The following is a 21,606-nucleotide window of genomic DNA, read 5'->3' as shown; positions in this document are numbered from 1 at the left end:
CCGTTTTTACAGGATCAACATGGCATCGCCATAAGCGCCGAAACTATATTTTTCTTTCAATGCGACCTCATAAGCATCCATGATCAGGTCGTATCCGCCAAAAGAGGCCGTCATCATCAACAAGGTGGACAGCGGCATGTGGAAGTTTGTGATCATGCTCGACGCTACACTGAAGTCATACGGCGGGAAGATAAACTTATTGGTCCATCCTTCAAACTCTTTCAGGTGGCCGTCGGTGCTGACAGCCGTCTCGATGGCACGCATCACGGAAGTACCGACTGCACAAATCTGGCGTCCGTTATCCTTTGCCGTATTCACGATATTCACGACATCCCCGTTTACGACCATCTGCTCAGAATCCATCTTATGCTTGGTCAGGTCTTCCACATCGATTTCACGGAAATTTCCCAGACCGGAATGCAGTGTCAGATAAGCGAACTGGCAATCCTTGATCTCAAGGCGTTTCATCAGTTCACGGCTGAAATGGAGACCTGCGGCAGGAGCGACCACAGCCCCTTCTTCCGTTGCAAAAATATTCTGGTAACGTTCTTCATCGTCCGCTTCCACAGGACGGTCAATATATTTAGGCAGCGGAGTTTCGCCCAATGCATATAAAGCCTTTTTAAATTCATCATGGTTTCCGTCATAAAGAAAACGCAAAGTACGGCCACGTGATGTCGTGTTGTCGATCACTTCAGCCACCATCGAATCATCTTCACCAAAATACAGTTTATTACCGATACGGATTTTACGGGCGGGATCCACTAATACATCCCAAAGACGGAGATCTTCGTTCAGTTCGCGCAACAGAAAAACTTCGATGCGAGCACCTGTCTTTTCCTTATTTCCGTACAGACGGGCGGGAAAAACTTTTGTGTTGTTGAAAATAAACACATCCTTTTCTCCGAAATAGCCCAGTAAGTCTTTGAATACTTTATGTTCGATCTCTCCGGTCTTACGATTGATAACCATCAACCTGGACTCGTCTCTGTTCTTTGCCGGATGGAGAGCGATCAGCTCCTGCGGTAAGTTAAATTTGAATTTCGACAGCTTCATAATGTAAATTCTATTTTTGTTTTATTCTTATCATTATTAATCCTCACAATCTTTCCCGATTGTGACATTTTCATCTAAAAAGGCATCTATATCATCCGGAGACATACATTTGTCCAATGTGATATCTCCGATACGAGTCCGTTCGAGAGCAATCAGATGGGCGCCCGACTGAAGGGCGACACCTATGTCACGTGCCAAAGCGCGGATATAAGTACCTTTGCTGCAAACCACCCGTATCTTGATAACCGGCAGGTCACACTCCAACAACTCCATCTCATCGATCACAAGCGTCTTAGACTTCAATTCCACCTCTTCACCCTTGCGCGCCAGCTCATACGCCCGCTTACCATCCACCTTACAAGCCGAAAAAACCGGCGGTATCTGCTGGATCGTCCCAACGAACGACTGCAGTACCCTCTCTACTTCCTCACGGGTAATATGCTCTGTCGGATATACTCCGTCTATCTCTTTTTCCAGATCAAAAGAAGGAGTCGTTTCGCCCAACTTCAAGGTAGCGACATATTCTTTTGTCTGATACTGAAATTCATCGATCCTCTTGGTGGCTTTGCCTGTACAAACAATCATCACCCCTGTCGCCAGTGGATCCAATGTTCCGGCGTGCCCTACTTTAATCTTTTTCACCTTCAGTTTCCGCGATAACTTATAGCGGAACTTGTTCACCAGGTCAAAAGAGGTCCACTTTAAAGGCTTATTGAAATATAATACTTCTCCTGCTATAAAATCCATTCTTATTTAAGTAACGTACAGGCGATTGTCACCAAACCTGCAATTGCACAATAGATGGCGAAATAAATCAGCTTTCCCTTCTTTACGATATTGATCATCCATTTACAGGCGATACATCCCGAAACGAATGCGGCAATAAAACCGACAACCAATGACAGAGCCGGAATATCGCCTGCCACCACTTCACCTTTCAGCGCTTTCATAACATCCAGCAAGGCCTCACCCAAAATCGGGGGAATCACCATCAGGAATGAAAACTGGGCCAGTTTCACTTTATTGTCACCTAATAACAAACCGGTCGCAATCGTTGTTCCGGAGCGGGAAAGTCCCGGCATCACGGCGCAAGCCTGAGCCAAACCGATGATAAAAGCATCCTTCATCGAGATATTTTCCTTCTGGCGGGGTTTGGCATAATAGGAGAATGCAAGCAAAGCAGCCGTCAGCAACAACATACAACCGACGATCAGCAGTCCCGATCCGAAAATATCTTCCACCGTATCCTTGAAAAACACGCCTACAATACCGATAGGAATCATTGAAATCAGGATATTGACTACATAGCGAGTTTCTGCGTTCATCTTGAACTTAAACAAGCCACGGAATATCCATTCGATCTCTTTCCATAAAATCACCAGCGTACTAAACACAGTCGCAACATGGACAACGATCGTAAAAGCCAGATTTTCTTCTCCCTGAATCCCAAACAAGGCAGAACCGATAGCCAGATGTCCACTACTGCTGACCGGCAAGTATTCCGTAAGTCCCTGAACAATCCCCAGCACCAAGGCCTCAAACCAACTCATTCTGTTACTTCCTTATTTTTGCTGTTCTTCAAAATACCGAAAATCATCAACACGAAACCGATCACTGTCACAGCCGGAGCCACAACAATACGGCGGGAGCTGAAAATCTCAGGATTAAAACCCGCCGGGTCCTGCGAACCGCCACCACTCATCAACATAAAACCAATCGCGATAATAGCAACAGCAACAGCGATCAAAATGAAATTTTCTTTTCCAAAAGCGAAATCTCTCTTAGCCATACATTTATATATAATATAATTTATCAACACCCATTCGTAAATACTTGTTCACCGCCAAAACAGTAGCTGTAACCGAAAGCAAAATGCCCATTACCAACACGCCGGCATACACAATTATCAACGCTTTAATATCCAGCAGCTGAATAAAACCGGATAATTCGTTCTGTAAATAATACAACGCTCCCGTCAGCATTAATATTGCAAGGATAGATGCAAAAATACCGCTGACCACATTATACCGGACAAACGGCCTTCGGATAAAGCCCGGCGTAGCGCCCACCAGCTTCATCGTATGGATCAGGAAGCGTTTGGAATAAATCAGCAGACGGATCGTGTTACTGATCAGTACAAACGAGATCGCCATCAGCATCACGGCAAGGGTCAGCAGGATCAGGCTGACACGTTTCACATTGTCATTCACCATCTGCATCATATCTTTCCGGTAAAGCAAATCGGAAACGGAAGTATAGTTTTTTATTTTCTTTTCAATCAGTTGCAGGCTGTCCGCGTTGGCATATTCCGAATGCAATTTCACTTCTATGGAAGCCTGCAGCGGATTAAAGCCCAGGAATGTTTCGGGATTTTCGCCCAGTTCCTCTTCCAATTCCTTTGCAGCCTGCTCTTTCGAGATATATTCGGTCGATTTGATATAAGGCAAGGCATCCAACGTTTTTTGCATTTTCTTTATATCCGCCTCTTTCTGGTTATCTTTCAGCACGATCGAGAACGATATATTCTCCTTCACATATACGGAAAGTTTGTTTCCCAACAACCCTAGCAGAAAGACAAGTCCAAGCAAAAACAGTACCAATGCGATACTTATAATGGAAGTCAGACGAGAATTAAAGAAAGAAACAGAACTAACCTTTTTACTTTCAGCCATTAGACAGAACCTTATTGTTATTAAATAAAGTGAGGAGATGTGTTCAGAGAACACACCTCCCAATTTTTCTGCAAAAGAACAAATAATTTATGAAATAGCGGTTGCTTTACAATTCTTTAACTACAAGTCCCGAGCACGGGTGGATAAAAACAAACCGGGCTCCCCCGGTATAAGCCACATCCAGATAGATTTCACCTTTCAGGCGATCCGCTATGAGCCGGCAGATAGACAATCCTAACCCGGTTCCTTGGCTATATTCGTCCAACTTCTCGAAGCGCTCGAAAATCTTCTCCCGCATATTCGGTGAAATACCGCATCCCGTATCTGTCACCACAAAGCGAACCTGCCGTTGTTCCTCCTCGACTTGCACCGACAACTCGATCTTTCCCTTTTCCGTAAACTTCGCAGCATTCGAAAGCAAGTTTATCAATAACTGCTGCAAGCGAAGCGGGTCTGTATTCAATTTAAAAGAATCGTAAGGGCAATCCAATAGCAAGCTGACACCCGGCGAAACACGATGCGCCACACTTTTGACCGTCTCCTGGACGCACTGCTTCAAATCGACTTCTTTAAGGATAAATTTCATGTTCCCTGATTCTATACGGGAAAGATCTAACACGTCATTTATCAGGTTCAAAAGCAGATCCGAATTATTCTGGATCGTTTCAATAAACAACATCCTCTCCTCTTTCGAATAATCTTCGGCAGCCAACAGTTGGGAGAAACCCACGATAGCATTCATCGGGGTCCTGATTTCATGGCTTATATTCGCGATAAACAAACTCTTCGAAGCATTGGCACGCTCGGCATCTTCTTTTGCGGCACGCAATTTCTTCTCCGAATCCAGCAGCGACTCTTTTTCCTGTTCTATTACCTTCTTCAACCGCAACTGCCTACGGTATAAACGATAGAAACCATACGCCATTCCGACTAACAGGATCAGCAACACAGAAAGAAAAAGCAACTGCTTATTCTTTGCGACGAGTTTCGTCTTTTGCAATTCGATTTCCTTCGACTGCAGTTTCTGCCTGTTCAAATCATATAGCGAGTAAAAGCGGTTGATCTGGTTCGTAAACGTCATGTCGTGCTTATAGCCGACAACCTCCAACAGACGTTTATAAACAGCCAAGGCACCTTCCATATCGCCCTCATGCACCAATAACTCCGCCTTTAACAAGAGAACTTCTTCATATTCATCTGTCTCAAGGACAATATTTACATAATGCAAGGCTTTCTTATAATCTTTGATCAATTCATAATACCGGGCTTTGACAAAATTAAGTTGATATCCGACATAAGGATCTTCTTCAGCCCCTCCATTCGCATCAGCCTTTTCCAAATAGCGATACGCTTCACCGGCATTTCCCGTACTGATCGCATGATCAGCCTTATACACAAGCAACTGACAGATATTGGCATCAACCGGATATGAGTAGTTTAATTTTTCCCCTTCTTTCTTCCATTTTTCCAACAAATCTTCATACCGGGCTATATATGTTTCACATTCAGACAGCCGCTTCAACCGGAGTAAAGACTCAAGAATATCACCGACATATTGCATTTTATACCCGGTATTGCCGTTTTCCTTGTCTAAAATTTCAAAACCTTCCTTATATATCGTCACGGCATCACTGTCTTTCCGCAAATATTTGTAAATGCCTCCTAAGCTCTCGGCGCTGCAAACAATCCCATATTTGTCCTGCTCACCCCGCGCTTTATTATAGGTTTCAAGTGCTATATCTATGGCAACTCCATATTTTCCTCCCCAAAGGTTCGATTGCGAAATATAGGTCTTTATATCATAGTAAAGCTTCCGGTATTCTTTACTATCGGAAGCAATCGCCTCAGTCCGGGACATCAGATCGTAAAGGGATTCCTGCCTGTTATTGTTATAATAGAAACGCCCCATGCTCGATATAGCTTCATAAATCATAGCGGTATCGCGCGAATGCAGAATCTCATGAAGCGCACTATCCAATGCCGCAATTTCCGTAGTCGAATCTACAAAAAGGAAACTGATCTCGTCCAAAACGGCACATTTAGCACTCAAGCTGTTTTCTTTTTCAAGTATAGCCCGCAAACTATCAATTTCTGTTGCTTTTAAAGGGGGAGCCAGCATTAGAAAAAGAAGCCAGATTAAAATATATTTCTTATCAAGCATAAGATACCCTTTATTATCCCACAAAAATAGCATACTCATCTTAAATAAACGAATCCCCAACGATAATATTACCGCCGGGGATTGTTTTTAACTGCTTTCGACCTTCACAGGCATACTGGCAGAAGAACTTTATTTCAATACTTTAGTATTAATAATACGATCGCTTGTTCACCTGTCGCAGGGTAATTGCCGTTGTTTGTAGAGATGCACAGCCGTGCATCTCTACGGCCCACGATCTTATTTAGAATTATTTGATTATAATTGTAATGTTATTATTCTGAGATTACTTTACAATTGCTTTTACAGCTTCTTCGCCTTCGACAGCTACTACGACTACACCAGCAGGAGCAGCGATAGTGGCGTTGTCAGAAACGATCACTGTGTTAGCGACTGTCTGGCCCAAGATGTTAGTGATAACCACTTTCTTGCCGGCAGCACCTGCAACCTGTACTGAACCGTTACCGGAGATTACTGTTACAGAAGATACGGATACTTCATCGTTAGCAGTAGCTTCGTCTGTTGTTGTTTCGAAGTAGAATACACCGGACTGGCCGATCTTTTCAGCAATAGCAGCACCTGTACCGTTTTCATGCTGGCCGTTTGCTGTTTCAACCTTTGCCAAAACAGGAATACCATTTTCAGATTTAACCCACATGCCTTCGAAGTCAGCAACATCTTTACAAGCGGATTCTAACAGGAACGGTTCGCTTGCAGTCTGATCGTAAGTACCGTCAGCGTATGTATTAGTCTTACGCAAAGAGAATGTATGATTTGTATTCACATCACCCTTAATACTGTGACGTTTAACATATACACCTTTATTAGTTGTTGCATCAACAGCCAACTTGTTCGGATCCAAAACAAAACCAGCCTTTGTATATTTAGCATGGCTACCGTTGTCTTTTACAGTCATCAAATCGTTCAACGTATATCCCGGGTTTACGATGTAGAGATATTCTTCATCACCGTCTACCTGATGGATGCCTTCTACAAAGCCCAGACGAGTATAGTTGTTGAACTTATACAAGTCAGCGTTATCCATCATATTAGTACTTGAACCGATAGAATCTTCCAGGTTTACAAGGAACCAGCCAGAAGTATAACCATTGTACGGTTTGTAATGAGTCTCACCATCGTCTTCTGCATTTTCCTGGCTATCCCAGTAACCGTGAACCATTGTAGGATCATCGCAAACAAAACCGTCAGGAATTGAATCTACGCGAACACCGAACAGATAACGTTGCATCAAAGCGTAATCCTTAACAACTTCGTCAACATAAAGAGCTGCATCTTTTTCTACATCCATTGTACGGCTTTCAAGACCCAGATAGTGGAAATCTTTGTTAATATCCTGTATCTTCTGTACATTGTTATGGTCTTTGCAATCTTCGAACAGATAGTTCTTAGCGGCCAACTGCTGGTAAATCTTGATATTGCTATTCAACTGTACGTCATAATCAGCCGAGATATTTACATACTGAGGACGAACCTCGTGAGTTGTATAGAATGCATCTGCAACATCGTTCGGTTCATCATTCAAATCGTTGTCACGTACATTACCCATCTTGTAACCGGCTTCAACAGCTGCCTGCATCCAACCGTTTTCAACATCCAAATCATAAGTAGATGTGCTCAATGTACCATCATAAGCAACCGGAGTCGTAGTTGGCTTGTTGATATCAACCAATACATAGCAAGTATCCATAATTGCGCTGTTGTCGTCCAGACGGACCTGGTTCACTTTCAGATAGAATACAGCCAATTTCTTGTCTACGTTGTTCAGTTCAGACTGTTTAACGGCACGATAGTAATAACGGCCATCGGCAGCCTTAACAGAAGCGATATACAGACGGTTATTATCAATCAGGTTATTATCTTTAACCTTGATCACATATGCTTTTCTGTGCAACTGTACCAAAGAAGTATCTAAGTCGCCGGTCTGGTTTATAAATTCGATTACGCTACCGAATTCATTATAGATTGCACCTTGGTTTGTCGGCAGAGTAGCTTCAGCGATTTCATAATATGTAGGAGCAGATGCCTCATCAATATAAGACATTGTGTCTTTATTGCTCTGCAGATACAGATTATCATTCATGAAGTTGTTCCACTTGATCTGATAGTTGTTTTCGATACCGTTGTTCAGTTCGTCTTTCGTAAACATCTTATAGCCATGTTCGCGTGTATAAGCAACGGGATCAGTTACTTTTGTGAATGTCAAAGAATCGGCAACACGCAGCAAGTCTGAACCTCCAAACATACCGGAAGAAGCGATATAATCTCCGGAATAACCACCTTTACGGTTGATAAAGCGATAGTTTACACCATCTTTAGAATACAACTGGCCTTCAAATACAACGCCCGGATATTCACGGTTCTGGATCTTCACATATTTAGCAGAGTCAGCTTCACCCATCTTTTCACAACCTAATTGTTCTACAGTCCACATTGCAGACGGCATCAGGTCATAACGTTGGTTCATAGCCTCTGTGTCATACATCATATTACCAGCCATGTTCTTAACGATCCACATACCTTTGGCACGCTGACGGTCATTGTGGTTAGCCAAGTTGATGAAATACAAACCCGATTCTTTGGTTGCACGATTCAGGTATTCGAACGGACGGTCGATGGTTGTTTTAACTTTAAATTCGCCCTTACCATCTTTTGCTACTGTGATTACTTCTTTTTCTACTCCGGGAATCGTTGCGGCTGTCAAAGAAACCGTTTTGGAAGTATAAGATGTATAATCATTTACCAATGTATTGGCCTTCGAATAATCTGCGGTTCTTGCAAATGAAGTAGTTGCAGCTGATTCGCTCCAAGCCATGTCAGCATCATATTCAAAGTCTGCCTGAACAGCAGCATTCAACGGTTCGATAACAATACTATCGTTTGTCGGGAAATAAGTAGCACGGAAATAATAACGTGCTTTCATGAACGTGTTATCGTTTGTCTTCGGTGTTTTCAGTCCAAACATAACAGCCGGAGAAACAGATGGTTTATGAGTATCATCCTGATAACGAGCTGTATCGGCCAACAAATAAGTCCCTGCAGCAGTCTTGAAGTTCAGGTTGAATTTATTTGCAAGCGGATTCAAAGAACCTTCAGTTGACTTAGTAAATGCAATACCATTTGCATCCAAAGTATAAACATTCTCACTACCGTTCAAGAGATTATCTGTCAAACGTAATGCGTTTTCTTCAGCCGTAAAATACTGATTCAAGAAAACACCTGCACCCTGTAAATCTTTATTCATCTTGAATAAGAAGGTGTCAGCATTCAGCTTGTTATCAGCATCCATACGAGTATTGAACTGCTCAGCTGTCATAAAGAAAGGAGCGGCAATAACCGGCTTCATCTCCAATACGTCTGTCAGATTGTTCAAATCATGTCCAGCATCTGCAGTATTGGCAACTTTTGCTTTTACCAATTTCCATTCACTTCTATTGCCATCAGGATAAGCATATCCTTTATTTCCCGGATATTCCAATCTATCATTTAAAGCAGTTGCAGTTCCATACTTGGATTTATCACCAGCAACCTCATAGGATAGATACATTACTTGATTGTCGCTTTGATTATGCAGATAAGAATAAACCTTTTGGAATCCTAATACAGCGTTATTGCTTGCATTCACTGTGTACCAAGACCATTCAGCAATACCGGCTCTTAACTCCGAAACACTGTCATTTTTAATTACAGAATGATCAAACGTAAGAGCAAGTCCGGTTTCTTTATTAAGATAAGTAAAGTAACCTCCACTCACACCATCGGGTTTCGAGTATTCGATTCTCCATAAAGAAGCATTCAAAGGAGCTTTGTCCTTCTTAACTGTACGCAGATAAATCTCGCCAGTCTCATAATCACGTTCTTGAACCAGAACGTCCGGATAAGCTGTATCATCATTTTTTACTTCCAACTGATAATACAGGTTACGATCAATAGAATAGACATTTTTAGTCCAAGCGCCAGCAGTAGCAAGAGTATATTCTCCGGCTGCAGTAGTAGCTGCAATTGCATCATTGTCCGTGTGATTTGATGGTGCGGACTTTGTCTCAAACGTACGATAAGCACCCTGCACTGTAGCATTAGTTTGATCTTTCCAGTTTTGAGCGGAAACAGACCCTGCTACCAGCGCAAGCGCCATCAGAGTAGAAAACTTTTTGTTCATAATCATTTGAATTAATATTAATAATACATATACTAAAAGTTCGATCGATCTTACGTGCGTCTCTCCTGTTTTCGTCTTTTAACTAAACTTCTGTATTTTGACGAGAAAAAACGTACGTTTTTTTTAGTCATTTTTTGGGGGTTTGTTGGCCAAAAGCCTATTTTCGTACGGTTTAGCTTATCTAATTGATAAGAAAGGACATAGAAAAGGAAAAATTATTGATGGAAAGGATTGCAAGTTTAAAAAGTATGCGTATTTTTGTGACGAAAATAAACGTACGTTTTCTTTAGTCATTTTGAAACTATATCCTATCCAATTATCATCCAACCACTTAGGGCAATAAAAAACACATAAATCCAAGTATTTATCATATATGTACGCGTGTACATTATAAAAAAGCCAAACAGTAGATAATCAAACAGATACCGCCAAATACGCCTACATCAATTTTGCCCGAAAAAGACCGGCAAAATGGCCAATTCCAGAAGACTACAAAAATAAATGTTACTTTTTCTTTAGGCGATAACAATAGTTTGCACTTAATACAGATGCAAAAACAAGATACGGATCCAAATATAATCCGTATATTTGCGTATTATGAAAAACGAATTTGATTATCAAGAAGTCCCATACGACTTCGCGCATTGCTTAAACGATCAATGCAAGCAGATGGACAATTGTTTACGCCACTTGGCAGCAGCCAACAGCACCTCCATCCGCAAATTCTTTCCGACCGTAAATCCGGCCTGTTTCCCGGAGGAAGGAGACGATTGCCCTTTCTTCAAATCACAAATCAAGAGACGAATTGCTTTGGGGATTACAAACTTGCTCGATAATGTGCCGCATAAAATAGCTTTGCATCTAAGAAGACAGATGGTTGACCACTTCGGAAAAACACTTTATTACCGTTTCTTGCGCAAGGAAAACGAGTTATTGCCCGAACATCAAATTTTCATCAAACAACTCTTTAAACAAAACGGAATCAACGAAGAACCGTTTTTCGATTCATACAGGGAAAGCTTCGATTGGTAATAGGTTTCAGTGAATATTTTCTGCGAAACAAAAGTTTCAAACAGTTCCCGCCTTTGAAACTTTTGTTTCATCGGCAGGAAACTTTTGTTTCATCGGTCGAAACTTTAGTTTCGTGCCTTGAAACTAAAGTTTCGACCACAGACACTTTTGTTTCTGATATTGAAACAAATGATCGGTGTCAATAGGGGTTATCCCTCCACCGGCTCCCCGAACAGAGTAGCAGAAGAAGCCCGGTTGATACGTATTTTGATAAATTGTCCTACATGATAGTTCTTCTTGTCAAAAATCACGACTTTATTCTGGCTGGTACGCCCGAACAACTGTTCGCGTGAACGCTTGGAGAAACCTTCGACCAAAACTTCGAACACTTTGCCGATATCACGCTTGTTGCTTTCTTCCGAAAGCTGGTTCTGCAGATCGATCATACCTTGCAGGCGGCGGATCTTCTCTTCTTCACTTACCGTATCGGGAAGATGCTGGGCCGCATAGGTACCCGGACGTTCGGAATATTTGAAAAGGAAAGCGCTGTCGTAGCCCACTTCGCGCATCAGGGAAAGTGTTTCCTGGTAATCCTCTTCCGTTTCGGAATGGAATCCGCAAAACAGGTCGGTCGAGATAGCACAATCCGGCAGAATGCGGCGGATTGCGGCGATACGGTCCAGATACCATTCACGCGTATATTTGCGGTTCATCACTTTCAGGATGCGGGAGCTCCCCGATTGTGCTGGAAGGTGGATCATCTTACATATATTATCATGTCCGGCGATCACGTGCAGGGTTTCGTCACTCATATCCTTCGGGTGTGAAGTGGTAAAGCGTACACGCATATCCGGCACTTCCTCGGCGACACGCTTCAGCAATACAGGAAATGAGATTTTTTCCCCGTCTTTCTCAAAAAGATAAGAGTTCACATTCTGCCCGAGCAGGGTCACTTCCTTGAAACCTTTATCGCGCATATCGCGTATCTCGTTCAGGATGCTTTCGATATCCCGGCTGCGCTCCCGCCCGCGTGTATACGGCACGATACAATAGGTGCAGAAATTATTACACCCGCGCATGATGGAGACGAAGCCCGAAATATGCACGCCTCCCAATTTCAACGGGATCACATCCTTGTAGGTTTCCTGCGTGGAAAGTTCGACATTGATCGCCTTCTCGCCATGCTCGACCGCACCCACCAGGTTCGGCAGGTCCATGTAGGAATCCGGACCGACAACCAAATCGGCATGATGTACATCGATCAGTTCCTCTTTCACCCGTTCGGCCATGCATCCCAGCACACCGATCACTAACGATTTTTTCTTTCTTTTTAATGACTGGAAATATTGAAGCCGTCCATAGATTTTCTGTTCGGCATTATCGCGAACCGAACACGTGTTGACGAAAATAGCATCAGCATCTTCGATCTTGTCGGTCACCGCATACCCATCCATTTTCATGATGGAAGCGACTACTTCGCTGTCTGCCACATTCATCTGACACCCGTAGGTTTCGATGAACAACTTCTTTTCCTCCATTACGGCTGCGGATTTTAAGTCCGCGCCATTCTCTTGATTTGTCATCTTCTTTGTTAATTAATTTAAAATATATTCTTTTGCCAAAAATAAATGCTCAAATACTTGCACAGTTCAAACAGCGCCCTTATATTTGCAATTGAAAAACGTAAATTTTTTCATAGTTAAGGTTTTGGTTAAATCGAATAAGGGTGGCTGTGAAGTTACCCTTATTTACTTTTATACCTATTATATGTTTCCTTTCTTTCACTTCTGAATAATATTTCCTACATTTGGAGTGCAAAAATAATCAAAGTTTATGGATAACGCAGGTGATTGGCTATATATTGTGTTCCTGATAATTGCAGGGATCAGTAGCTTATTCAGTTCTAAGAACAAGAAAAAGCGCCCGAAACAGATATTGGGCCAGCCGGACAGGGAAATCGTAGCTGAAGAAGAAAACGTTCCCGACAAAGGCTTCTGGGAAGTTTTGGAAGAGATGCAAAATCCGAAACCCGCCAAACAGCCCGTTGCCGCTCCCAAACCGTTCCTTACCGCCGAAAAAACAGCGGGAAAGCAGTCATTCGACGGAAACCGTCTTGCCGTTCCCCCGGCCGAAGAAGAAAATTCGCTAACGGATATAGAGTTCGACAATGCCGCCGAACTGAGAAAAGCAGTTATTTACACTGAAATACTTAACCGCAAGTATTAATCTATATTCTTTTTTAATACCTTTGCGCCGAACTGTTAACTGAATAAAGAATTACTAATATAACAACAAATAATATCATGGCTTTAAAATTTATTACAGCTGAAGAAGCAGCTTCATTCGTACATCACAACGACAATGTGGGCTTTAGCGGATTTACTCCTGCCGGATGTCCTAAAGTTGTACCGGGCGCTATTGCAAAAAAAGCAATTGCCGAACATGAAAAAGGAAACCCGTTCCAGATCGGTATGTTTACCGGCGCCTCGACAGGTGACAAGCTGGATGGCGAACTGGCTCGTGCGAATGCGATCAAATTCCGTACCCCGTACCAGTCTAACAAAGACCTGCGTGCCCTGCTGAACTCTCACGGCGCACAGTATTTCGACATGCACTTGTCAGAACTGGCACAGAGCCTGCGTTACGGCTTCTTAGGCAAGGTAGACGTGGCTATCGTCGAAGCAGCCGATGTGACGGAAGACGGTGAAATCGTCCCGACAAGCGGCGTGGGCATCCTGCCGACAATCTGCCGTATGGCTGACCGCATCATCGTCGAACTGAACTGCCGCCACCCGAAAGAAATCCGCGGTATGCACGATATCTACGAACCGGCCGATCCTCCTTACCGCCGTGAAATCCCTGTTTACACTCCGTCCGACCGCATCGGTAGCGAATGTGTGAAGGTCGATCCGGCTAAAATCGTCGGCGTTGTCAAAACTGACGAACCGAACGAAGGCGGTAAGTTCTCTCCGCTGGACGATGTAACAATGGCTATCGGCCAGAATGTTGCCAACTTCCTGGTAGGCGAGATCAAAGCAGGCCGTCTGCCGAAAGAATTCGTTCCGTTGCAGAGTGGTGTGGGTAATGTTGCCAATGCCGTTTTGGGTTGCATGGGCGAAAACAAGGAAATACCGGCATTCAATGTCTATACGGAAGTTATCCAGGATGCTGTTATCGCGCTGATGAAACAGGGACGCGTCAAGTTTGCCAGCGGTTGCTCGCTGTCTGTCAGCAACGAAGTGATCCGCGATATCTATGCAAACTTAGATTTCTTTAAAGATAAAATCCTGCTTCGTCCGCAGGAAATCTCCAACAATCCGGAAGTTGCCCGCCGTCTCGGCCTGGTGGCTATCAATACGGCTCTGGAAGCCGATATCTTCGGTAACATCAACTCCACACACGTATCCGGTACAAGAATGATGAACGGTATCGGTGGTTCCGGCGACTTCACCCGCTCGGCCATGTTGTCCATCTTCACGACCCCGTCTACGGCTAAGGAAGGTAAGATCAGCGCATTCGTTCCGATGGTTTCCCACCTGGATCACAGTGAGCACTCTGTTAAAGTCATCATCACGGAATATGGTGTTGCCGACCTGCGCGGTAAATCTCCGATCGAACGTGCACGTTGCATCATCGACAACTGTGTCCACCCGGATTACAAGCCGTTACTGGAAGAATACTTGGCAATGGGTATCAAGGGACATACGCCCCAGAACCTGAAATGCTGCTTCGCTTTCCACGAAGAACTGGCAGCCAGCGGTGATATGCACAATGTTGACTGGAGCAAGTACAACAAGTAAACATCATAAATTAATAGCACGCAGAAGAGACAAACGATCTACCTGCGTGCTATATAAACAGGCTTTTAAAAGTTTCGCTTTAGCCACAACGAAAAAAAGCGATCGTAAACCATGTAAGAATTTCCTTCTTTTGTTATGAAGTCTTTTTCCAACAGACCTTTTAAAGCCGATTGAACCGAACTACTCGACGGCAAGCTGTATTTATGGATAAATTTCCCGGAAGTCAATGCGGTAGCTTTTCCCTCTTTACAAATAGCAATCATCAATTCTTTTTGTTTTTCCGGCAACTGATAAAGTAATTCGGAATAAGTAAAAGAATAAGAATCCAATATAAAATCGATCGATTGTTCGACTATCTCTTTATCACACTCCTCTCCCTGCGGAGTGATTGCGAAAAGAATATTCAATACTTTTTGAAGATACCAGGTAATGCCCTCAAAACGATCATATAAAGAATCGATAACCGACACATCGATACTTTTTCGGGCGATTCGGAAATGATGCCGGGCAAATTCAATGTACTTCCGTTTATCAATTGCTGCCAAATGAAGTATTGAAACACTTTGATAAAAAGGGCGTGCCGGACTGATAAACATTTCCCCCATTAAATGGCGTTGCGAACCGGCAAATACAAAACGGGCATTGTGGCAATGCTGGACATAAGTGCGTAGCAGTGCCTCCGTATTTTTCTCCGGATATTGGGCAACTTGCTGGAATTCATCGACGGCAACCATACAAGGTTTATCGGCTATAGATAGATAATGAAAGATTTCATCTAAAGTCGTTTCCGGAGACTTGACATCCCCTAATTCAAGATTCCATTGCGGCATTCCGGATATATCGAATGAAAAGCCCGCTTTTAAAGAGACCAAACTATCGACAAAAAGTTCCCACGCTTTCCGTCCCTTCGGTTTTAAAGTAGATAAAATCGTTTTTCCCAACTGGAAGACAAACTCCCGGAGCGTCTTCGTTGCATAAATATCAATAAGAAAGGTATAATAATGATCCTTTATTTCTTCCAAATGGAAACAATGTTGGATTAACCCGGTCTTTCCCATACGGCGGGTAGAAATGATAGCTACATTGTTTTCATTGACCAGCCAACGAAGCAACTCTTCGGTTTCCCTCTCCCGATCACAGAAGTATTCGGGAGCAATGTAACCACTTGTTACAAATGGATTGTTCAACAGAGTCATACGATTACCTTTTTATGCAAAGATAATTATTATCTTACAATAATTACCATGACGTAATCAAATTTCTATTCCCGTTCCGATGGCTTTCCTCTAGGAGGAACTTGTCCTTTTGCGTTTTTATATTTCCAATTGGGATAAATCCAAATATCCATACTGAATTTCAGCATCGAAACAAATGATCAGGCGGTTATTGTCTTTGTCATAGCAAAACCCCAAGATATCAGAACCGGTTTCAAGCGTATGAAGATAATTTCCTTGAAGATCAAAAACGAGGAAAGCAGTCGTGAGAGTCTCCTTAGATGTGTGGGCACCTCCGAAAGCAGTCGAGGCAATGATTTTATCCCCGGCAATAACCACATCTTTGAAAAAATCACGGCGGTTCGTCATTTCGTTATTCCAATCGGGACCGTATACATTATATTTCAAATTACCGTCAAGATCAAGAATCGTCATCAGGTCATTATGGGAAAAGCACTCTACAATAACTTCCTGCTCCAACGATACGGCAAAACTCGCGCGTACACGTTTGATCTCCGGATTCACGTAGTTCAAAGGTATGACAGTGTTGTTCGTCATGTCCCATTTAGCGATGGAAACATCGAAAGAATGGTCGTGATAAGGCAGCATGAATATACCATAAGAAAGCGTATCGTTTACATATACGTAACGCGTCGGTATTCGCTCTTTCAGGTCCACTTTCACTTTATGTTTATAGTTCTGAGGATCAGCCAGGACACTATCCAAACTGTACTTGTAGATTTTGTGCTTGCCATGATCGCTCAGGTAAAATTCCCGTTCTTTTTCATTAATGCCGACAGAGCCGAAGCCCGTTATTTCATCCGGCCCCGGACCAACCAAAGCCGTACTGCAAATGTGGCGGAAGTTATTTTTGTCAAAGATAAAGACAACAGTGTCTTTCGACCAGTAATCACCGATAATCAGATATTGATCAAGTATATAAGGTCCCGAATAACGGCTAATCAAGACATCTCCCATATCGATCTCTTTGATTCGATCCCGCACATTGATTTCATTGCTTCGTTTCGTTTGATAAATTTCTATTTTGTCTTTTTGAGAAGAACAAGCACAAAGAGACAAGAAGGATAAAAGAAGGAGAGGGATGGTTTTCATATGAATAAAGAAATAAGATTAATAAAACAAACAAATTATGCAGAAATAAGCAGATGACCACAGATCGTATCTGCGGTCATCCATCTGATTTCTATTTATCAAGGCTGTTTACCGATATAAGCCAGGATACCGCCATCGACATACAGCACGTGGCCGTTTACAAAGTCGGATGCGTCGGATGCTAAGAACACAGCAGGTCCCATCAAGTCTTCGGGAGTTCCCCAACGGGCAGCCGGAGTCTTGGCTACGATAAAGGCATCGAACGGATGACGGGAACCGTCGGCCTGTCTTTCACGCAAAGGAGCCGTCTGCGGAGTAGCGATATAACCCGGGCCGATACCGTTGCACTGGATGTTATATTCGCCATATTCGGATGCGATGTTGCGAGTCAGCATCTTTAAACCGCCTTTGGCTGCAGCATAAGCCGACACGGTTTCACGGCCCAATTCGCTCATCATAGAGCAGATATTGATAATCTTTCCGTGTCCTTTCTTGATCATGGAAGGGATAACAGCCTTCGATACGATAAACGGACCGTTCAGGTCGATATCAATCACCTGACGGAATTCGGCAGCCGTCATTTCTGTCATCGGGATACGTTTGATGATACCAGCATTGTTTACTAAGATATCGATAATGCCTACTTCCTTTTCCACCTGTGCAATGAAAGCATTCACCTGTTCTTCATTCGTCACGTCACAAACATAACCATGCGCTTTGATACCTTCTGCTTCATAGGCAGCAAGACCTTTATCAACCAACTCCTGTTTGATATCGTTAAAAACGATCGTTGCACCGGCTTTGGCGAACGCAGTGGCAATCGCAAAACCAATACCGTAAGAAGCACCTGTTACAAGTGCAACCTTACCTTCCAATGAAAAATTTACCATAATGATAATAATGTATTTAATGTGCGAATATTATTTTAAGTCTGTGATCAAAGAGAAATCCTGGTCACCGTAATCCAGATTTTCACCACCCATACCCCAGATGAAAGTATAGTTGTGAGTAGCGGCAGCGCTATGGATAGACCATTCGGGAGACAAAACGGCCTGATCGCCCTTCATCCAGATATGGCGTGTTTCGTCTACTTCACCCATAAAGTGGCAGATAGCCTGGTCTTCAGGGATATCGAAATAGAAATAGGCTTCCATACGGCGGCTGTGCACATGTGCCGGCATGGTGTTCCAGACACTACCCGGTTTCAGTTCGGTCATACCCATCTGCAACTGGCAGGTAGGAAGAACCTGGTTGACGATCATCTTATTGATGTTACGGTCGTTAGACATTTCCAAAGAGCCCATAGCGGCAACAACGGCGTCAGCCTTCGTTACTTTTTTATCCGGATAGCTACGGTGTGCCGTAGTGGAGTTGAAGTAGAATTTAGCCGGATTTTCTGCGATCGGACTGATAAACTTAACCTCCCGGTCACCAGCTCCTAAATAGAGAGCTTCTTTAAAACCCAGTTCGATAATCTCGCCATCGACCATTATCGCACCGGGACCACCCACATTAAAAATGCCCATCTCACGGCGGGTCAAGAAATAAGGTGCTTTCAAGGGATCGATTGCTTCCAGATCCAATATCTCGCCTACCGGCATAGCGCCGCCAACGATCATACGGTCGTACATGGAATAGACCATATTCACTTCGTTCGGAGTAAACACCTTTTCAATCAGGAAGTCACGGCGGATACGTTTCGTATCATATTGCTTTGCATCTTCCGGATGCGCAGCATAACGCAATTCATAATTTGTTTTCATCTTCTTTTTTGTATTTATTTAATTTTCAATTCTTCATTTTCAATTATTTAATCGCATGGTCAGCCTGCACCTTCTCTCCGTTCCAGGCTTTCACATTTGTCCATTCCGTGTAAGGGCCAGACCAGAACTCATCCGTTTCCGGCAATCCCAGAGGTACTAAACCAAAAGCACAAAGATAGACACTCCCCGTATTGATATAAGACTCGGATATCTCGATTTGTTCACCAGTAAAGCCTACGCGCAACCAACCATTTTTGTCGAAATTAGCCGGAGACTTCAACTGCCGACGGATCACGGAAGTCAAAGCACAACGCACCTGCGCCGGCTTCACCCTTTCGGGCAAAATATGCATCAAAGCCGCCTGTCCCAACGCATGGAAAGCACCGAAACGGTAGCAGATAGAGCGGCCGACAACCGGGAAAGAACCTTCGGGAGAGATAAAACGTTCCAGTATCTCGGCATAGCGGGCATGGCGTTTCAACTGTGTATCCAAGAAATCAGCTCCTTCGATACCATGCTTCTTCATCACGACCAGCACGTCCGTCAGCATCGGATGGATCACGAAACTATTATAATAATCCATGTGAAAATCAACTCCATCACCATACATTGCATCCCCTTTATACCATTCGTCACGGAATTTTTTCACTCCATACAGCATCCGCTCCATGTCACATTCTCCTGTAAACTCCAACAAAGCAGCTTCGACGGTCGAAGCAAAAAGCAACCAATTGCTTTCAAAAGGCTTAATGTTACGGCTACGCTTCAACTCCGTAATCATCCACTCTTTTGCCTGCGGGTCCAGGTTGCCCCAAAGCTGTTTCGGAGCGCGCAATAACCCTTGTGCAAGGAAAGCAGCATCCACTAAGGGTTGCGACGGTTCACCGAAAACCAAATAGTCGGGAGCCTCAGGATTAACTGCATTCTTCAATCCTTTTACAGCCAGATTAATATATTTCTCACGGAGCTTGCCTTCAGGTGTATTGTCCGGCCCCAGCTCCAACCAGGGAGCAATACCGCAAATCAGACGGCCTACGGCTTCCAGATGAGAGAAACGCTGGCGGTCTCCCAACGATTCGTAAGGCATATTCTTCTTCAGCGTATTATTGCTCAAATTGACCAGCACGGGATCAGCGATGCGTGTCAGGTTTTCCACCCAGAACGCACGATCTTCTTTACCAGTTGTCTGCTGGGCGTTGCCTGTAAAAGGCAAACAGATCGTACATAGAATTAGTACGGCGATTTTCAATGAATTTCTCATGGTTTATATTCAAATTAATTTTTTCAGTCTCATCAATGCTTCTACATAATAGTAATCGGCATAGCTAAGCGGCACGTCCACCTCGCTGTTTCCAGGCAGATGGCCGGTCGAATGCTTGAGTACAAAGTTACAGTTTGTTCCCTTCTCCGCCAAATATTCAGGGGATGATAAAGAGCGTACCTGCTGTTCGGCAAAGTCCAGATAGCTTTTTGCCTCGTCCGACTTATCCAACTGGCTCAATTCGATCAGGGCGGATGCCATGATAGCGGCTGCAGAGGCATCGCGCGGTGCATCCGGGATATTGGGAGCGTCGAAATCCCAATACGGGACTTTATCGGCAGGCATATTCGGATGGTTCATCAGGAAATGGGCAATATGTTTGGCCTGTTCCAGATATTCGGGGCTTCCGGTTTCACGGGCCATCATCGTATAGCCGTAGATCGCCCACGCCTGTCCACGTGCCCAGGCCGATTCGTCGGCATACCCCTGATGCGTCATTTTGATATGGGATTTTCCGGTGATTGTGTCATACGAAACGACATGATAGCAACTGTAGTCGTCACGGAAATGATTTTCCATCGTCGTATTGGCATGCGTAACCGCGATATCATGGAAACGGTTATCGCCGGTAGTCTTGCTTGCCCAGGTCAGCAGTTCGAGGTTCATCATATTATCGATGATAACCGGATACTGCCATTTGCCGTTATTGGTAAAGTCCCAGGAACGGATCGCCTTGATCATCGGGTTGAAACGGGTGCTGAGCGAGCCGGCGCCTGTCACCAAAACATCCTTATAGCCGGGATTTTGGGTCAGCCGATACCCATTGCCATAACTACAATAGAGCATAAAGCCCACATCGTGGTTATCGGTCACATGCTGCACATCTTCCAGGCGTCCGGTAAAAAGTTCGGCGTACTTCTTCAACTCGGGGGTAGGATTGCTTTCATACAAATACCAGAGTTCACCGGGAAAGAAACCGCTGCACCACCAATAGCAGTCGCTGGTTTCCAGCTTCCCATCTTTGATGCTCTTAGGCAGCCGGCCTTCCTGCTGTTCCAGGTCTTTGGCCATAAGCAGCGCCTGTTCGGTCGAGGCTTTCAAACCACGGTCAATCACTTTCGCAAGAGGTTCTTCCTGCGGGGCATTACTACAAGACGACAATAACAGTGTGGTCGCTAACACAGATAAACTTAAAAGTTTGTTCATAATTGGATAATTAGAAAGATTTTGGACAAATATAATGAGAAGTCATAAATATTTGGCATAATTTGGAGAAATAAAGTAAGTAATGAGTTATTAGAGATGCTTAGCATCGGGAGCATTGTCTGCTACTGCCTCAAAAATACAGAGTAATTAAGTAACAAAAATAACTATTTTCCAT

The 21,606-nt window shown here is 43.7% G+C and carries 17 protein-coding genes; 3 read left to right on the top strand and 14 right to left on the bottom strand.

Annotated features, from left to right (window positions below; translation table 11 throughout):
* Nucleotides 1–6: 6 nt before the first annotated feature.
* The 7 genes from queA to ACPYIV_RS19590 all read right to left on the bottom strand — a co-directional run bounded on the left by queA (nt 7) and on the right by ACPYIV_RS19590 (nt 10,063).
* Nucleotides 7–1,056 (bottom strand): tRNA preQ1(34) S-adenosylmethionine ribosyltransferase-isomerase QueA, encoded by a 1,050-nt coding sequence (queA, locus tag ACPYIV_RS19620; RefSeq protein ID WP_293734809.1) that lies wholly within the window; start codon nt 1,054–1,056, stop codon nt 7–9.
* Between the two features lie 36 nt (nt 1,057–1,092).
* Nucleotides 1,093–1,803, bottom strand: a complete 711-nt coding sequence (gene truB, locus ACPYIV_RS19615; RefSeq protein WP_301704180.1) for a tRNA pseudouridine(55) synthase TruB — start codon at nt 1,801–1,803, stop codon at nt 1,093–1,095.
* Between the two features lie 2 nt (nt 1,804–1,805).
* Entirely contained in the window at nt 1,806–2,606 is an 801-nt protein-coding gene (locus ACPYIV_RS19610) for an undecaprenyl-diphosphate phosphatase (RefSeq protein ID WP_301704179.1), read from the bottom strand.
* Nucleotides 2,603–2,845 carry a DUF3098 domain-containing protein gene (locus tag ACPYIV_RS19605; protein WP_293734812.1) on the bottom strand — a complete coding sequence of 81 codons (243 nt, stop codon included), beginning with the start codon at nt 2,843–2,845 and terminating at the stop codon, nt 2,603–2,605. The genes ACPYIV_RS19610 and ACPYIV_RS19605 overlap by 4 nt, the downstream gene beginning before the upstream one ends.
* 4 nt (nt 2,846–2,849) lie before the next feature.
* A complete protein-coding gene (locus tag ACPYIV_RS19600; protein ID WP_293734813.1) occupies nt 2,850–3,728 on the bottom strand; it encodes a cell division protein FtsX in 879 nt (292 codons plus the stop codon).
* A gap of 106 nt (nt 3,729–3,834) precedes the next feature.
* A complete protein-coding gene (locus ACPYIV_RS19595) occupies nt 3,835–5,778 on the bottom strand; it encodes an ATP-binding protein (protein ID WP_293734814.1) in 1,944 nt (647 codons plus the stop codon).
* A 394-nt stretch (nt 5,779–6,172) separates the two neighbouring features.
* Nucleotides 6,173–10,063 carry a DUF6383 domain-containing protein gene (locus ACPYIV_RS19590; protein WP_425884727.1) on the bottom strand — a complete coding sequence of 1,297 codons (3,891 nt, stop codon included), beginning with the start codon at nt 10,061–10,063 and terminating at the stop codon, nt 6,173–6,175.
* A 597-nt stretch (nt 10,064–10,660) separates the two neighbouring features.
* Here ACPYIV_RS19590 and ACPYIV_RS19585 point away from each other — a divergent pair.
* Nucleotides 10,661–11,095 carry a DUF6078 family protein gene (locus tag ACPYIV_RS19585; protein ID WP_425884725.1) on the top strand — a complete coding sequence of 145 codons (435 nt, stop codon included), beginning with the start codon at nt 10,661–10,663 and terminating at the stop codon, nt 11,093–11,095.
* 188 nt (nt 11,096–11,283) lie between these two features.
* Here the strand turns inward: ACPYIV_RS19585 and miaB are convergent, their stop codons facing one another.
* Nucleotides 11,284–12,657, bottom strand: coding sequence for a tRNA (N6-isopentenyl adenosine(37)-C2)-methylthiotransferase MiaB (gene miaB / locus ACPYIV_RS19580; protein WP_293740965.1), 1,374 nt, complete (start codon nt 12,655–12,657; stop codon nt 11,284–11,286).
* A 250-nt stretch (nt 12,658–12,907) separates the two neighbouring features.
* Here miaB and ACPYIV_RS19575 point away from each other — a divergent pair, with 250 nt between their 5' ends.
* Nucleotides 12,908–13,300 (top strand): hypothetical protein, encoded by a 393-nt coding sequence (locus ACPYIV_RS19575; RefSeq protein ID WP_425884722.1) that lies wholly within the window; start codon nt 12,908–12,910, stop codon nt 13,298–13,300.
* Between the two features lie 77 nt (nt 13,301–13,377).
* The gene (locus ACPYIV_RS19570; RefSeq protein WP_293734925.1) at nt 13,378–14,874 is read left to right on the top strand and encodes an acetyl-CoA hydrolase/transferase family protein; all 1,497 of its coding nucleotides are present in this window, start codon (nt 13,378–13,380) and stop codon (nt 14,872–14,874) included.
* Between the two features lie 65 nt (nt 14,875–14,939).
* Here the strand turns inward: ACPYIV_RS19570 and ACPYIV_RS19565 are convergent, their stop codons facing one another.
* From ACPYIV_RS19565 to ACPYIV_RS19540, 6 genes are all read right to left on the bottom strand, one after another.
* Nucleotides 14,940–16,070 (bottom strand): AAA family ATPase, encoded by a 1,131-nt coding sequence (locus ACPYIV_RS19565; protein WP_293740964.1) that lies wholly within the window; start codon nt 16,068–16,070, stop codon nt 14,940–14,942.
* A gap of 117 nt (nt 16,071–16,187) precedes the next feature.
* The gene (locus ACPYIV_RS19560; protein ID WP_301202356.1) at nt 16,188–17,093 is read right to left on the bottom strand and encodes a 6-bladed beta-propeller; all 906 of its coding nucleotides are present in this window, start codon (nt 17,091–17,093) and stop codon (nt 16,188–16,190) included.
* 206 nt (nt 17,094–17,299) lie between these two features.
* Entirely contained in the window at nt 17,300–18,091 is a 792-nt protein-coding gene (locus tag ACPYIV_RS19555; RefSeq protein WP_293734842.1) for a gluconate 5-dehydrogenase, read from the bottom strand.
* A gap of 30 nt (nt 18,092–18,121) precedes the next feature.
* On the bottom strand, nt 18,122–18,964 hold the full coding sequence (gene kduI / locus ACPYIV_RS19550; RefSeq protein WP_301705432.1) for a 5-dehydro-4-deoxy-D-glucuronate isomerase: 843 nt from the start codon (nt 18,962–18,964) through the stop codon (nt 18,122–18,124).
* A gap of 43 nt (nt 18,965–19,007) precedes the next feature.
* Complete coding sequence (locus ACPYIV_RS19545) at nt 19,008–20,225, bottom strand: DUF2264 domain-containing protein (protein WP_425884718.1); 1,218 nt, start codon at nt 20,223–20,225, stop codon at nt 19,008–19,010.
* A gap of 9 nt (nt 20,226–20,234) precedes the next feature.
* Complete coding sequence (locus ACPYIV_RS19540; protein ID WP_425884716.1) at nt 20,235–21,431, bottom strand: glycoside hydrolase family 88 protein; 1,197 nt, start codon at nt 21,429–21,431, stop codon at nt 20,235–20,237.
* Between the last annotated feature and the right edge of the window lie 175 nt (nt 21,432–21,606).

The organism is Parabacteroides vesiculifaciens, assembly GCF_049860805.1.
Lineage (GTDB): Bacteria > Bacteroidota > Bacteroidia > Bacteroidales > Tannerellaceae > Parabacteroides.
Note: the sequence above shows the minus strand (reverse complement) of the source record. Positions and strands in the feature narration are given on the sequence as shown.

Coding starts and splice junctions, on each gene's coding strand:
- queA (WP_293734809.1), bottom strand. CDS start 1,056: ATGAAGCTGTCGAAATTCAAATTTAACTTACCGCAGGAGCTGATCGCT.
- truB (WP_301704180.1), bottom strand. CDS start 1,803: ATGGATTTTATAGCAGGAGAAGTATTATATTTCAATAAGCCTTTAAAG.
- ACPYIV_RS19610 (WP_301704179.1), bottom strand. CDS start 2,606: ATGAGTTGGTTTGAGGCCTTGGTGCTGGGGATTGTTCAGGGACTTACG.
- ACPYIV_RS19605 (WP_293734812.1), bottom strand. CDS start 2,845: ATGGCTAAGAGAGATTTCGCTTTTGGAAAAGAAAATTTCATTTTGATC.
- ACPYIV_RS19600 (WP_293734813.1), bottom strand. CDS start 3,728: ATGGCTGAAAGTAAAAAGGTTAGTTCTGTTTCTTTCTTTAATTCTCGT.
- ACPYIV_RS19590 (WP_425884727.1), bottom strand. CDS start 10,063: ATGAACAAAAAGTTTTCTACTCTGATGGCGCTTGCGCTGGTAGCAGGG.
- ACPYIV_RS19585 (WP_425884725.1), top strand. CDS start 10,661: ATGAAAAACGAATTTGATTATCAAGAAGTCCCATACGACTTCGCGCAT.
- miaB (WP_293740965.1), bottom strand. CDS start 12,657: ATGACAAATCAAGAGAATGGCGCGGACTTAAAATCCGCAGCCGTAATG.
- ACPYIV_RS19575 (WP_425884722.1), top strand. CDS start 12,908: ATGGATAACGCAGGTGATTGGCTATATATTGTGTTCCTGATAATTGCA.
- ACPYIV_RS19570 (WP_293734925.1), top strand. CDS start 13,378: ATGGCTTTAAAATTTATTACAGCTGAAGAAGCAGCTTCATTCGTACAT.
- ACPYIV_RS19565 (WP_293740964.1), bottom strand. CDS start 16,070: ATGACTCTGTTGAACAATCCATTTGTAACAAGTGGTTACATTGCTCCC.
- ACPYIV_RS19555 (WP_293734842.1), bottom strand. CDS start 18,091: ATGGTAAATTTTTCATTGGAAGGTAAGGTTGCACTTGTAACAGGTGCT.
- kduI (WP_301705432.1), bottom strand. CDS start 18,964: ATGAAAACAAATTATGAATTGCGTTATGCTGCGCATCCGGAAGATGCA.
- ACPYIV_RS19545 (WP_425884718.1), bottom strand. CDS start 20,225: ATGAGAAATTCATTGAAAATCGCCGTACTAATTCTATGTACGATCTGT.
- ACPYIV_RS19540 (WP_425884716.1), bottom strand. CDS start 21,431: ATGAACAAACTTTTAAGTTTATCTGTGTTAGCGACCACACTGTTATTG.